Raw genomic sequence first — 13035 nt, 5'->3', positions numbered from 1 at the left:
GCCGGAGCCGCTTTAACGCAGCGTTTCCACGTCGAAGGCGGCGACGTCCTCAAGAAGGGCGAGGAGGCCGCGCACGGCATGGGCGAGCAGCAACTCGCCCCTTTGCGCCGTTGCCGCGGCGGCGTTTCCGGCAACGCCCTTGGGGTTGAGGTCGGACATCTTCCAGCCGAAGGCATGCGGACCATAGGCGCGCAGATGGGCAAAACGCGCGGCGAATTCCGCCTGCCGCGAACCGAAGCGCTCCGCCCTGTCCATCCGGACACGTTCCGGATGCAGGGCGAGCATGACGGAGGTCTCGATGTCGCCGCCGTGGATATCGAGCGCCTTGTCCTCAGGCGTAATCCAGCCTTCCGGCTGGCCGAAGCGGGTCCATGCGGTGGCGACGACGAGCATGTCGAGGTGCACGCGTGCCTCCGTCGCGACAATCGTCATCAGCGGCGCGTTGCCGCCATGCGCGTTGAGCAGGACGAGCTTGCGGATGCCTTTCGCCTTGAGGTCCCCCGCAATGCCCAGCCAGCGTTCCACCGCCTCCGCGTAACCGAGCGAACGCGTGCCCGGCACATCGAGATGCTCCGGCGAATAGCCGACGGGCTCCGTGGGCAGGATGGTGACGGGCAGGTGCGCCGGCAGCACGTCCATCAGCCGGGAGACGATGCCCTCGGCGATCAGCGTGTCGGTTTCGAGCGGAAGGTGCGGGCCGTGGCCCTCATGGGCGCCGAGCGGCAGGACGGCGATCCAGTCGGCGCGGTCCCCTGCCGTCAAGGCCGGGTCGTTCTCGCTCCATCGCATCTTTGGATGCGCCATTGCCTGCCTCTCGTCCCGTCTTGCCGCCCGACTGTCACATGAGTCATACAGGGCCATGCCCGCGATGCAAGGGTAACGCAGGGAACGGTGAGGCGGAGGCAATCGATGGGCAAGAAGCACAAGGACGGCAAGAAGGGCAAGAAGAAGAAGGGGCACACGGATGTCTCAGGTGCTGGTCTTGCCGCCGCCGTCGTCAATGCGGCCCGCTCCATGCGCACGGTACTGTCGCGCAATCTTCTCGCCACCGGTCTCTATGCCGGCCAGGACGGGGTGATCCTGGCGCTTGCCGAGGAGGGGGGCCTGACCGCAGGGGCGCTCGCCGCCCGGCTCGGCGTCAAGGCGCCGACCATGACGCGCACGATCGGGCGCCTCGAGGCGCAGGGTTTCGTGGAGCGGCGGCCGGATGAGACGGACGGCCGCCTGACCGTCGTGCACCTCACGCCCGCCGGCGAGGCTTCCATCGGTCATATCACCGAGGCGGGCCGGCTCAGCGAGCAGCAGGCGGCGGAAGGTTTGAGCGAAAAGGACGTGCGCCAATTGCTCAAGCTGCTTCGCGCCGTGGACGAAAACCTGCATGGCGGCCTGCCGGATGCGCCGCGCGATAGCGAAAAGGCAGTTGCCGACGAGATTTAAACTGTTTAAATAAACGGTTTTAAACGCCGTGTTGCTTGGCGTTCGTCGGGGAGGGGTCGTGGCACAGAAAATCAAGCTTTCCACCATCGCGGAGACGCTCGGCGTTTCCACGGCGACGGTATCGCTTGCGCTCAGGGACAGCCCGCTGGTTGCAGCCTCCACCCGCGACAGGATCAAGGAACAGGCCCGCGCGCTCGGCTATATCTACAATCGCCGCGCCGCCAGCCTGCGCACCTCCCGGTCGGGCATCATCGGCGTCGTCGTGCACGACATCATGAACCCGTTCTATGCGGAGATCCTGAAAGCCATCGAGAGCGAGCTCGATCGCGACCGGCAGACCTTCATCCTCTCCAACCACTACGATTCGGTCGAAAAGCAGCGCAACTTCGTCGAGACGCTGCTGCAGCTCGGCGGGGACGGGGTCATCATGTCGCCGGCCATCGGCACGCCGCCGGAGGATATCCAGCTTGCCGAGGACAACGGCATGCCGGCGATCCTGATCGCGCGCTCGATCGAGGGGCTGGACGTGCCGATCTTCCGCGGCGACGACAGCTATGGCATCTCGCTCGCCACCAACCACCTGATCGGTCTCGGCCACCGCACCATCGCCATGGTGGGCGGCACGGACCAGACGTCGACCGGCCGCGACCGCTACCAGGGCTATGTCAACGCGCTGCGAAAGGCCAATATCGAGATGGATCCCGGCTTGCGCATCCCCGGTCCACGCACCAAGCAGGGCGGCTTCGAGGCGGCGGTGCATTTCCTCTCCCTGCCGCAAAAGCCGACCGCGGCGGTCTGTTGGAACGACCTCGTGGCGATCGGCCTGATGAACGGCATCGCCCGCGCCGGCCTCGTGCCCGGCCGCGATGTCTCCGTCACGGGTTACGACGACCTGGAGGAGGCGGCGATCGCGACGCCCGCACTCACCACCGTCTGGAACGGCCAGTCCGAGGTCGGTCGCAATGCCGCCCGCGCGCTGCTCGACAAGCTTTCGGGCAGCCACGAGCCGGACGGCATTCACCTTATCAAGCCGGAAATGCGCATTCGCCAGTCCACGGGGCCGCTGAAGCCCCATCCGGAAGGCTGAGGCAAACCGGGCAAACGGAGATTTCGCCATGGTGGTCAAGACGCGCATTCTCGTGCCGGGCACGATCCGCGAGCGGGTGCTCGACCGGCTGAAGGATGCCTTCGATGTGGTGCGCATCGAGCGGGCGGATCCGGCGCTGCTTGCGCGGTCCGAGGCGGCAGGCATTTCCGGCATTGCCGTCTCCGGCGGGCTCGGCGCGGCGATGATCGAACATCTGCCCGCGCTGGAGATCATCGCGAGCTTCGGCGTTGGCTATGATGGTGTGGATGTCGCTGCCGCCGCGGCACGCGGCATAACCGTCACCAACACGCCGGATGTGCTGAACGACGAGGTGGCCGATACGACAATCGGCCTGCTGCTCAACACGGTGCGCCGCTTCCCGCAGGCCGAGGCCTGGCTGCGCGAGGGCCGCTGGGCGCGCGAGGGTGCGTTCCCGCTGACGCCGCTCAGCCTGCGCGGCCGCAAGGCCGGCATCTACGGCCTCGGGCGCATCGGCATGGCCATCGCCGAACGGCTGAAGGGTTTCGGCATCGAGATCGCCTACCACACGCGACGTCCGCGCGAGGGCGTGCCCTTTGCCTATTATCCGTCTCTGGCGGAACTGGCGGGCGCGGTGGACATCCTCATCGCCATCGTGCCGAAGACGGCCGAGACGCACCGGACGATCGATGCGGACATCCTTCGGGCGCTGGGGCCGAACGGCGTGCTGATCAACGTCGGACGCGGCTGGACGGTCGACGAACCGGCGCTCGCGGCGGCGCTCAAGGACGGCGTGATCGCGGCGGCCGGGCTCGACGTGTTCTATGACGAGCCGAACGTGCCGCCGGCGCTGCTCGACCTGCCGAACGTCTCGCTGTTGCCGCATGTCGCCTCGGCTTCGGTGGCAACACGCGATGCCATGGCCGACCTTGTGGCGGACAATCTCTTCGCCTGGTTCGAGCGCGGCGTGGCCCTGACGCCGGTGCCCGAAACGCCCTTTACGCGAAAAGCGGGGAACGGTCCGGAAAGCCTTCGTTAACCTTTCGGCAAGTTTGCGGGCGCATGCTTTTGCCATCGAGTCGCTTGCGAAGGAGAGCCCCATGAAGACGCTGATGCTTGCCGCCGTGGCCGGCGTGTTGTCGCTGGGGCTCTGGAGCGTTGCCGCGGACCGGACGCCGGCTGTGGACCCGGTGACGACGCGGTCCATTCCCGCGCCGGCGGGAACGCATAGCTATACCATTTCCAACGTCGTGGCGAACACCGCCTGCCTTGCCGAGCGCGGCGGCCGCATCTCGAGCCGCAGTGAACGCTTTGCCGCCAACATCGACTGCGATGCGGTCTGGCCGCGCCTCTCCGCGGCGCGGACCTGGGTCAACAATGGCGACGGCACGGTGGTCGTCGCCGATGCGCAGGGCGAGCCCATCCTGACCGTCGTCGACGGCGACGGCCTTGCCTACGAGGCCGTCGAGCCCGCCGACGCCATGATCACGATGATTTCTGCCGACTGAGCGATTATTCGGCAGCGGTCCGGTGCGCGGTCGCCTGTTTGGAGGCGGCATAGTCGCGCACGGCCTGGCCGAAGGCCGCGAAAAGCCTGTTCGACGGCTGGTCGGAGCCGACCCAATATTCCGGATGCCACTGCACGCCGACCGCGAAGGCCTTGGCGCCGATGACGGAGACGGCCTCGATCGTGCCGTCCTCGGCGACGGCTTCGACGGCAAGGCGCGGCGCGATGTCGGAGATCGCCTGCCGGTGCAGCGAATTGACCTGCACCTCGCCGGCGCCGACGACGGCGGCAAGGCAGCTGCCCTCCTTGACGATGACCGTCTGGCGGATGCCATAGGCGACGTCGAGCACGGGCGTGTCCGGCTTGCGGTGATCCCACATGCCGGGCTGTTCCTGGATCTCGTTGGCGAGCGTACCGCCGAGCACGACGTTCAACTCCTGGATGCCGCGGCAGATGGCGAGCAGCGGAATGCCGCGTTCCAGAGCGCGGCTGATCAGCGGCAGGCTGGTGGCGTCGCGCGCGGTGTCATAGGGGCCTTCCGCCTCGGTCGCTTCCTTGCCGTAGAGCGAAGGATGCACATTGGTGCGCGAGCCGCTGACGAGGAGCCCGTCCACCCGGTCGAGAATGCCGTCGAAATCGTTGTCCGTTTCGAGCGCCGGCACGAGGAACACCGTGACGTCCGCACCCTTGACGGCGGCGCGCACATACTGGTTCGGGGTGGCCTGCCAGACGTTGCCTTCGATTTCCCTGATATCGGCGGGAATGGCGACGACGGGTTTCGACATGGTGGGCTCCGGAAAAAGAAATACCAAATGAGGATTTGCTATCAAATCCACCATCAGTCAATTCCCCCATTTCGGCGAAATGACGACGGATGCCCTGTTTCCAGGGGACAGGAGGCTTGCGGCTCCATCGAGATTCGACAGGATTTGCGGTCCGCCAGCCACGCTCCGTTAACCAAAGGCTTGCAAACAGCGATTGCACGCTAAATTTTTCTCGCCCCGCTGCTGCGTAATACTGTGTCGTGCCGGAGACAGGAAATTATAAGCATGACTCATGTCAGGTTGAGTTTGCTGCGCGGAAATCGGCAATATTGCAATATTGGGTTGAATGTACCTTCCATGGGTTGAACGGGCGTGCAATGATGCCGGGCACTACCCTTGTTATTGGGTAATTTCCCGAAATCATTCATTAAATTTTGGTCGGTAACCCTCTCTTGGTATAGGGAGTGCCGAATCCATGAAGGATAAGGGTCAAAACACACTGCCGGCTGATGTGTACCTATCGTTCGTCAGCTCGCTGTACGGAAACCGCCAGACCCTTTTCGTGGGCATGATCTCCCATGTCATCACGTTCTCCTTCGTTTACGCCAAGACCGCCGACCCCTTCTTCCTGATCTGGAGCGGCCTCGTCGTCGCCATCTGGTCGCTGCGCGCCGTCGGCATGCGCCATTTCGACCGGGTGGACCATGCCGCGCTCGACATGGACGGCATCCGCTATTGGGAGAACTGGTACAATCTCGGCGCCGTCGGCACGACGCTGGCGCTCGGCACGGCCTGCGGCTACAGCCTGCTCTTCAGCCGCGACAGCTTTGCGGAACTCGCCTGTATCGCGGTGACGCTCGCCACCATGGTTTCCGTCGTCGGGCGCAATTGCGGCTCGAAGCGGGCGGTCGACTACATGACCTTTTCCGCCTGTTTCCCGATGGTCGTGGGCTTCCTGGGCCTGCAGGATTTCTACCATGCGGTGCTTGCGGTGCTCATCCTGCCCTTCGTGATGACGACGCGCATGATGGCGAACGGCGTGCGCGAATTCCTCTACAAGAACGTGCTGGCGACCCGCGAGGTCTCCATTATCGCCGACCGTTTCGACACGGCGCTGAACAACATGCCGCACGGCCTGTTCATGCTGGACGCCGACCACCGGATCCTCGTCGCCAACCGCCGGGCCTGCGAACTCCTGCATCTCGGCAACCAGGAGCGGCTGAAGGATTGCCATCTCGACGTGGTGCTCAGGTTCGGCGTGCGCAATACCTTCCTCAACGCCGAGCAGAGCAAGACGATCCTGCGCCAGCTCGACGAACTCCTGAAGGGCGAACGGTCCCGTGCGCTGGTGCAGGTCACGGACGGGCTCTATCTGGAATTCACCGCCTCGCCGCGCGAGAACGGCGGCGCCGTCCTCATTTTCGAGGATGTGACCGGACGTGTGCGGGCGGAAAAAAAGATCCTGCACATGGTGCGCTACGACAGCCTCACCGGCCTGCCGAACCGCACCTATTTCGCCGATCTCGTGCAGGAGGCGCTGGGCGAGCGCAAGAAGCCGGGCACGGTCGGCTTCATGGTGCTCGATATCGACGACTTCAAGCATGTCAACGACATGAAGGGCCACGTCACCGGCGACCGGCTGCTCTGCGCCATTGCCGAGCGCCTGCGCCGGCTTGCCGGCGACAAGGTGTTCGTCGGCCATCTGATGGGCGACGAGTTCATCCTCTTCTTCCCCAACGAGACGAACCGCCGCGACCTCGAAACGCGCATGCGCCGCTTCCACGAACAACTGCGCGGCACCTACGAATTCGACGGCATGACGTTCCTCGTCTCCTTCAGTGCCGGTGCCGTGATGGTGCCGAGCGACGATTTCCGGCTGGAGGAAATGCAGATCCGCGCCGACCTTGCGCTCTTCGAGACGAAATCGCGCGCCAAGGGCAGCGTCACCGTCTTCGAGCAGGAGATGGACGCGCGCTACATGGATCGTCAGAAGCTCAAGGACGACCTGCGCGAAGCGCTCGCCAGCAACACGCTCTCCGTCGCCTACCAGCCGATGTTCGTGCCGGACGGTTCGCGCATCGAATGCTGCGAGGCCCTGTCGCGCTGGACGCATGTCGAGCGTGGCCCGGTGCCGCCGAATGTCTTCATCCAGCTCGCCGAGGAGATGGGCATCGTCTCCGAGATCACGCGCTTCATGATCATGCGGGCCTGCGCCGACTGCGCGGGCTGGCCGGCGCATATGGGCGTATCGGTGAACCTTTCCGTGCAGGACCTGCGCGGCACCGGCATCATCGATCTCGTCACCGAGGCGCTGGAGGCGGCCGGGCTCGCGCCGCATCGGCTGCATCTGGAAGTCACCGAAAGCTGCCTCATGGAAGAGCCGGTCAAGGTGCAGGCGATCCTGCAGGAGCTGCGCGCCCGCGGCATCACCATCGCCATCGACGATTTCGGCACCGGTTATTCCAGCCTCAGCTATCTCGACCAGCTGCCGCTCGATGTCATCAAGATCGACCGCTCCTTCGTGCGCAACATCGGCGAGGACGCGCGCCGCTTCAAGCTCCTGCGCGGCACGGTCAACCTGTCCCGCGAGCTCGGCCTGCGCATCGTCGTCGAGGGCGTCGAGACGCGCGAGCAGCTCGCCCTCATCAACAAGTACCAGTGCGCCGACCTCGTGCAGGGCTATGTCTTTGCGGCACCCATGTCGCCGGATGCACTGCGCGATCTCTACGAGACCCTTGCCCGCAAGTCCGGCGAATCCCGCCGCCGCGGCCGCCGCGTCGCCTGATCCTTTCCACCACCCAATCTCGTAACGTGTGAATTCGACACGATATATCAGCTTATTCAAAATTAGTGTTAACCATATATTAAGGTTAATGAATGGTATTTTACACAAATTGTCTTATATCGACGATTGTAGTGACGGCAGCGCGGTGGCTGCCGGTGTTTTTCAATCGGGGTACGGGGACAATGGCCAGCGTAGAGACGGCGACCAACCGCTTTTCGGACAAGCTTCTGGGACTGCTCGACAGGATCGAGTATCGCCGCGTGGAGACGGGCGAGGACATGGAAGACGTCGCCCGCATCCGCTACAAGGCCTACAAGGCCGGCGCCGTCATGCATCTCGATGAACAGGCGGTCCTCATCGACGAGGTGGATTTCGACAGCCATGCCTATGTCTTCGGCATCTATTACGAGGAGCGGCTGATCTCCACGGTGCGCCTGCACCATGTGACGCCCGAGCACCGCGTCACCTCGTCGGGAAAGGTCTTCCCGGACGAGATCAATGCCTTCCTCGATGCGGGCATGTCGCTGATCGATCCGGTGCGTCTTGCCGCCGACCCGGAGATCTGGAGCGAGATGCCGGCCATTCCGTATCTGACGCTGCGCATCGCCACGATGGCGACGGACTATTTCCAGACGGATCGCTGCGTGCAAATGGTCAAGCCCGCGCATTCGGCCTTCTACAAGCGCGTCTTCGATGCCGATTTCGTCGCCTCGCCGAAGAGCAACCAGGGCAAGTTCATCATCGACCTGATGCTGCTGGCGACCAACGTCAAGGAGACGTTGCCCTCGCTCTACCAGCGCTTCCCGTTCTTCAAGTCGGAGCCCTATGAGCGCCGCATGATGTTCGCGCGCGGCGACGACCTGCCGTTCAGCCCGCTGACGGTGCGCCCGACGGCGCGCCGCGCGCATTTCGGCGGCGGGCGGATCGAGCTTTCCGGCAATGCCTATGCCGGGTGAGGCGCCCGCGTTCTGATGTCGCATGCCGGGCCGGTTTCGTATGAAACCGGCCCGTTCTGTTTCGGAAACGATACAGGTCGAAACGCGCTGCCCGCCTTGCCGTTGCGCTTTGCCGATCCATTGTGTATGGCCAGAAAGACGCGTGTCTTCACGCTTGAGGGAATCTGTTTTGGCGCTCGTCGTGGGCTTTCCGGCTGACGGGTGCGGGCGCTTAGGAGAAGGTAGACTATGGCTGAACATCATTCCGGACCGGTCGAAACGGGCGCTGCGATGGATTACCCGGAGCACGAGAAGACCTACGACCTCTTCATCGCCGGTGCCAAATACGGCACGCTGTTCTGCGTCGCGCTGCTGGTCGCCATGGCCGCCGGCTTCTTCACGAGCGCCGGTTTCTTCTCGAGCCTTCTGCTCCTCATCATTCTCAACGTCGTCGGCTACTTCCTGCTGCGTTGACCTGAACAACCGCATCCGCGGTTTGTCATGCGGCGCCACCCGGCGCCGTGATCCAACACGGCCAGTCTCGGGGGGAGGACCACGGTTTGAGTCAGTGTGTTTTTATAGCAAGGGAAAGTGACCCGGCCGAAGGCCGCGTCGCGGGTTCCGTCGAAACGGTCAAGAAAATGAAGGGCCTCGGGCTCGATGTGCTGGTGGAGGCCGGTGCAGGCCTTGCCTCGCGCATCCTGGATGCGGACTACGAGGCCGCCGGCGCCCGCATCGTCGGCTCCGGCGAAGCGAATGCCGCCGACGTCGTCCTGAAGGTCCGCCGGCCCACCGCCGCCGAGATCGCGGCCTACAAGCCCGGCGCCATCGTCATCGCCACGATGGACCCCTACGGCAACGAAGCGGCCATCGCCGAGATGGCCAATGCCGGTCTCACCACCTTCGCGATGGAATTGATGCCGCGCATCACGCGCGCCCAGTCGATGGACATCCTGTCCTCGCAGGCCAACCTTGCCGGTTACCAGGCCGTCATCGACGCCGCCCATGAATTCGACCGCGCCATGCCGATGATGATGACCGCCGCCGGCACCGTGCCGGCCGCCAAGGTCTTCGTCATGGGTGCCGGTGTCGCCGGCCTCCAGGCCATCGCGACCGCCCGCCGCCTCGGCGCGGCCGTCTCCGCGACGGACGTGCGCCCCGCGGCCAAGGAACAGGTCGCCTCGCTCGGCGCGAAGTTCATCGCCGTCGAGGACGACGAGTTCAAGGCAGCCGAGACCGCCGGCGGCTATGCCAAGGAAATGTCCAAGGAATATCAGGCGAAACAGGCCGCGCTCGTCGCCGACCACATCGCCAAGCAGGACATCGTCATCACGACGGCGCTCATCCCCGGCCGCCCGGCGCCACGGCTCGTGACGCGCCAGATGCTGGCGGCCATGCGCACCGGTTCCGTCGCCGTCGACCTCGCGGTCGAGCGCGGCGGCAATATCGAAGGCGCCGAGGCCGGCAAGGTCGCCGAGGTCGAGGGCGTCAAGGTCATCGGCTATCTCAACGTGCCCGGCCGCATCGCGGCCTCCGCTTCGGCGCTCTACGCCAAGAACCTTCTCACCTTCCTGGAGACCATGGTCGACAAGGAGACGAAGTCGGTTTCGGTCAATGTCGAGGACGAGCTGGTCAAGGCGACGATGCTGACAAACGGCGGTGCCGTCGTGCACCCGAACTTCGGCGGCTCCGTTCAGCAAGGGGAGGGCAAGTGATGGCGAACGAACTTCTCGACAAGGCGATCACCGATCTCGAACGCGCCGTGGAAGCCGTCCGCGCCGCGTCAGAATATGTGCCGGATGCGGCCGCTGCGGCGGCGCACGGCGTTTCCGGCGGGGCGATCGATCCCTTCGTCTTCCGCCTGGCGATCTTCGTGCTGTCGATCTTCGTCGGCTACTATGTCGTCTGGTCGGTGACGCCGGCCCTGCACACGCCACTGATGGCCGTCACCAACGCGATCTCCTCGGTCATCGTCGTCGGCGCGCTCTTGGCCGTCGGCATCTCGCTTTCGGGCGTTGCGACCGGCTTCGGCTTCGTCGCGCTGATCCTCGCCTCCGTCAACATCTTCGGCGGTTTCCTCGTCACCCAGCGCATGCTGGCGATGTACAAGAAAAAAGACAAGTGAGGCCGGCCCGATGAACGCTAACTTCGCAGCCTTCCTCTATCTCGTCTCCGGCGTGCTCTTCATCATGGCGTTGCGCGGCCTGTCGCATCCGACGACCAGCCGTCGCGGCAACATGCTCGGCATGATCGGCATGGGTATTGCCATCGGTACGACGCTGCTGCTCGCGACGCCGTCCTTCGGCGGCCTCGTGCTCATCGTGCTCGGCCTTGCCATCGGCGGCGGCGCGGGTGCGTGGATCGCCCGCTCGATCCCGATGACCTCCATGCCGCAGCTCGTCGCCGGCTTCCACTCGCTCGTCGGCCTTGCCGCCGTGCTGGTCGCCGCCGCCGCGCTTTACTCGCCCGTCTCCTTCGGCATCGGCGCGGTGGGTGAAATCCATGGCCAGGCGCTCGTCGAAATGGCGCTCGGTGCCGCCATCGGCGCGATCACCTTCACCGGGTCGATCATCGCCTTCCTGAAGCTCGACGGGCGCATGTCCGGCAAGCCGATCATGCTGCCCTACAGGCATGTCATCAACATCGTGCTGCTCGCCGCGATCGTCTTCTTCATCGTCGGCCTGACGCTGTCGGAAAGCCATGTCGACTTCTGGCTGATCGTGCTGCTCTCGCTGGCGCTCGGCGTGCTGCTGATCGTGCCGATCGGCGGCGCCGACATGCCCGTCGTCGTCTCCATGCTCAACTCCTATTCGGGTTGGGCGGCGGCCGGCATCGGCTTCACGCTCGGCAACCTCGCGCTGATCATCACCGGCGCGTTGGTCGGCTCCTCGGGCGCGATCCTCTCCTACATCATGTGCAAGGGCATGAACCGCTCGTTCATCTCCGTCATTCTCGGCGGCTTCGGCGGCGAGACGGCGGCAGCGGCCGACGACGGCGTGCAGCGCACGGTCAAGCAGGGCTCTGCCGACGACGCGGCCTTCCTGATGGCGAACGCCTCCAAGGTCATCATCGTGCCGGGTTACGGCATGGCGGTGGCCCAGGCCCAGCATGCGCTGCGCGAGCTCGCCGATACGCTGAAGAAGCAGGGCGTCGAGGTGAAATACGCGATCCATCCGGTCGCCGGCCGCATGCCCGGCCACATGAACGTGCTGCTCGCCGAGGCGAACGTACCCTATGACGAAGTGTTCGAGCTTGAGGACATCAACTCGGAATTCGCCCAGGCCGACGTCGCCTATGTCATCGGTGCGAACGACGTGACCAACCCGGCCGCGCGCGACGACAAGTCCTCGCCGATCTACGGCATGCCGATCCTCGACGTCGACAAGGCCAAGACCTGCCTCTTCGTCAAGCGCTCGCTCGGCTCGGGCTATGCCGGCATCGACAACACGCTGTTCTACAAGGACGGTACGATGATGCTGCTCGGCGACGCCAAGAAGATGACCGAGGACATCGTCAAGACGATGAACCACTGATCGGCAAAGCCAGGAACGAAAAAGCCCGCGAGATGATCGCGGGCTTTTTGTTGGAAGGATCCCTGCCGGACTAGGCCGGCTTGGCGGCGCTGGCGACGCCGCGGGTGCGGGCAAGGCCGTCCTTGGCGGGCTTGTAGTTCGGGTCGAGCTTCAGCGCATGCGAATAGGACTTCGCGGCGCGCGCCATGTCGCCGCGGCGCTCGTAGATCAGGGCCTGGTTCGCCCAGGACTCGGCAAGCTTGCCGTCGAGGTTGATCGCCGTATTGAAATCCTGGAACGCGTTGTCGTCGTCGCCCTGCGCGGCATAGGAAATGCCGCGGCCGTTATAGGGTTCCGCAGAGTTCGGCGAGAGCGAGATGGCCTTGGAGAAGTCCTCGATCGCCTTGTCGTGCTGGCGGCGTGCCTGGTAGATCAGGCCGCGGTTGTGATAGGCGCGCGGATCGGTCGTGTCGAGCTGGATGGCGCGGTTGAAGTCACGGAAGGCCTCATCGAGGCGGCCGGCCTGGCGATAGAGGTTGCCGCGGCCGATATAGGCGACGTCATAGTTCGGGTTGAGCTGCAGCGCCGTGTTGTAGTCGCTCGCCGCCTGCGCCTGATCGCCCAGGCTGCGCTGAACGAGCGCGCGGTTGGCATAGGCCTGGTAGAAGCGCGGGTTGAGCTCGATCGCGCGGTTGAAGTCGTCGACCGCGCGGCGGTACTGGCCGGCGCGGCCATAGGCAGAACCGCGCACATTGTAGCCTGCGGGATCCTGCGGATTGGCGGCGATGACGGCCGAGAGCGAGGAGATGTTCTCTTCCGAGCCTTGCGCGCGCTCCACCTTCAACACGTCCGTCGATGTCGTCGACTGGCAGCCTGCCATGAGGAGCGCGAGCGACGCGGTGGCGACGGCGGCCATCAGCGGACGGCGCAGGCGGACGGATGCGGAGGAGAAACGAGCGGTCGGGAACCCGGTAGATGCAGCCATGTCCAAGTGCGAATCCTCAAAGTGGGCTTCTATCGCGCCTCATA

13 protein-coding genes are annotated in these 13035 nt (G+C 64.7%); 10 read left to right on the top strand and 3 right to left on the bottom strand.

Annotation, left to right across the window (positions count from 1 at the left end; all coding sequences use genetic code 11):
• Positions 1–12 precede the first annotated feature (12 nt).
• Positions 13–804 (bottom strand): creatininase family protein, encoded by a 792-nt coding sequence (locus AABQ55_RS21945; RefSeq protein ID WP_272806569.1) that lies wholly within the window; start codon positions 802–804, stop codon positions 13–15.
• A 105-nt stretch (positions 805–909) separates the two neighbouring features.
• Between AABQ55_RS21945 and AABQ55_RS21940 the strand changes: the two genes are divergently transcribed.
• From AABQ55_RS21940 to AABQ55_RS21925, 4 genes are all read left to right on the top strand, one after another.
• Positions 910–1437: a MarR family winged helix-turn-helix transcriptional regulator gene (locus AABQ55_RS21940; RefSeq protein ID WP_272806568.1), complete on the top strand. Its 528-nt coding sequence runs from the start codon at positions 910–912 to the stop codon at positions 1435–1437.
• Positions 1438–1495: 58 nt separating this feature from the next.
• Entirely contained in the window at positions 1496–2524 is a 1029-nt protein-coding gene (locus tag AABQ55_RS21935; protein ID WP_244768237.1) for a LacI family DNA-binding transcriptional regulator, read from the top strand.
• Between the two features lie 28 nt (positions 2525–2552).
• Positions 2553–3542 carry a 2-hydroxyacid dehydrogenase gene (locus AABQ55_RS21930; RefSeq protein ID WP_443021131.1) on the top strand — a complete coding sequence of 330 codons (990 nt, stop codon included), beginning with the start codon at positions 2553–2555 and terminating at the stop codon, positions 3540–3542.
• Between the two features lie 61 nt (positions 3543–3603).
• Positions 3604–4011 carry a hypothetical protein gene (locus AABQ55_RS21925; RefSeq protein WP_244768238.1) on the top strand — a complete coding sequence of 136 codons (408 nt, stop codon included), beginning with the start codon at positions 3604–3606 and terminating at the stop codon, positions 4009–4011.
• 4 nt (positions 4012–4015) lie between these two features.
• Here AABQ55_RS21925 and AABQ55_RS21920 read toward each other — a convergent pair whose 3' ends face one another.
• Positions 4016–4795 carry a gamma-glutamyl-gamma-aminobutyrate hydrolase family protein gene (locus AABQ55_RS21920; RefSeq protein ID WP_272806567.1) on the bottom strand — a complete coding sequence of 260 codons (780 nt, stop codon included), beginning with the start codon at positions 4793–4795 and terminating at the stop codon, positions 4016–4018.
• 454 nt (positions 4796–5249) lie between these two features.
• On the opposite strand from AABQ55_RS21920, the gene AABQ55_RS21915 reads away from it, so the two are divergent.
• The 6 genes from AABQ55_RS21915 to AABQ55_RS21890 all read left to right on the top strand — a co-directional run bounded on the left by AABQ55_RS21915 (position 5250) and on the right by AABQ55_RS21890 (position 12027).
• Positions 5250–7559, top strand: a complete 2310-nt coding sequence (locus AABQ55_RS21915; RefSeq protein WP_272806566.1) for a putative bifunctional diguanylate cyclase/phosphodiesterase — start codon at positions 5250–5252, stop codon at positions 7557–7559.
• A 182-nt stretch (positions 7560–7741) separates the two neighbouring features.
• Entirely contained in the window at positions 7742–8515 is a 774-nt protein-coding gene (locus AABQ55_RS21910) for an N-acyl amino acid synthase FeeM domain-containing protein (protein ID WP_244768241.1), read from the top strand.
• A gap of 228 nt (positions 8516–8743) precedes the next feature.
• Positions 8744–8968: an aa3-type cytochrome c oxidase subunit IV gene (locus tag AABQ55_RS21905; protein WP_244768242.1), complete on the top strand. Its 225-nt coding sequence runs from the start codon at positions 8744–8746 to the stop codon at positions 8966–8968.
• Between the two features lie 86 nt (positions 8969–9054).
• Positions 9055–10209: a Re/Si-specific NAD(P)(+) transhydrogenase subunit alpha gene (locus AABQ55_RS21900; protein ID WP_272806565.1), complete on the top strand. Its 1155-nt coding sequence runs from the start codon at positions 9055–9057 to the stop codon at positions 10207–10209.
• Positions 10209–10619, top strand: coding sequence for an NAD(P) transhydrogenase subunit alpha (locus AABQ55_RS21895; protein ID WP_272806564.1), 411 nt, complete (start codon positions 10209–10211; stop codon positions 10617–10619). The genes AABQ55_RS21900 and AABQ55_RS21895 overlap by 1 nt, the downstream gene beginning before the upstream one ends.
• Positions 10620–10629: 10 nt before the next feature.
• Complete coding sequence (locus tag AABQ55_RS21890) at positions 10630–12027, top strand: NAD(P)(+) transhydrogenase (Re/Si-specific) subunit beta (RefSeq protein WP_272806563.1); 1398 nt, start codon at positions 10630–10632, stop codon at positions 12025–12027.
• Between the two features lie 70 nt (positions 12028–12097).
• Here AABQ55_RS21890 and AABQ55_RS21885 read toward each other — a convergent pair whose 3' ends face one another.
• Positions 12098–12991 carry a tetratricopeptide repeat protein gene (locus AABQ55_RS21885; RefSeq protein ID WP_398432656.1) on the bottom strand — a complete coding sequence of 298 codons (894 nt, stop codon included), beginning with the start codon at positions 12989–12991 and terminating at the stop codon, positions 12098–12100.
• Positions 12992–13035 lie beyond the last annotated feature (44 nt).

Source organism: Shinella sp. WSD5-1 (genome assembly GCF_963942435.1).
GTDB classification, from domain to species: Bacteria; Pseudomonadota; Alphaproteobacteria; order Rhizobiales; family Rhizobiaceae; genus Shinella; species Shinella yambaruensis.
Note: the sequence above shows the minus strand (reverse complement) of the source record. Positions and strands in the feature narration are given on the sequence as shown.

Coding starts and splice junctions, on each gene's coding strand:
- AABQ55_RS21945 (WP_272806569.1), bottom strand. CDS start 804: ATGGCGCATCCAAAGATGCGATGGAGCGAGAACGACCCGGCCTTGACG.
- AABQ55_RS21915 (WP_272806566.1), top strand. CDS start 5,250: ATGAAGGATAAGGGTCAAAACACACTGCCGGCTGATGTGTACCTATCG.
- AABQ55_RS21885 (WP_398432656.1), bottom strand. CDS start 12,991: ATGGCTGCATCTACCGGGTTCCCGACCGCTCGTTTCTCCTCCGCATCC.
- AABQ55_RS21895 (WP_272806564.1), top strand. CDS start 10,209: ATGGCGAACGAACTTCTCGACAAGGCGATCACCGATCTCGAACGCGCC.
- AABQ55_RS21930 (WP_443021131.1), top strand. CDS start 2,553: ATGGTGGTCAAGACGCGCATTCTCGTGCCGGGCACGATCCGCGAGCGG.
- AABQ55_RS21940 (WP_272806568.1), top strand. CDS start 910: ATGGGCAAGAAGCACAAGGACGGCAAGAAGGGCAAGAAGAAGAAGGGG.
- AABQ55_RS21910 (WP_244768241.1), top strand. CDS start 7,742: ATGGCCAGCGTAGAGACGGCGACCAACCGCTTTTCGGACAAGCTTCTG.
- AABQ55_RS21890 (WP_272806563.1), top strand. CDS start 10,630: ATGAACGCTAACTTCGCAGCCTTCCTCTATCTCGTCTCCGGCGTGCTC.
- AABQ55_RS21925 (WP_244768238.1), top strand. CDS start 3,604: ATGAAGACGCTGATGCTTGCCGCCGTGGCCGGCGTGTTGTCGCTGGGG.
- AABQ55_RS21920 (WP_272806567.1), bottom strand. CDS start 4,795: ATGTCGAAACCCGTCGTCGCCATTCCCGCCGATATCAGGGAAATCGAA.
- AABQ55_RS21905 (WP_244768242.1), top strand. CDS start 8,744: ATGGCTGAACATCATTCCGGACCGGTCGAAACGGGCGCTGCGATGGAT.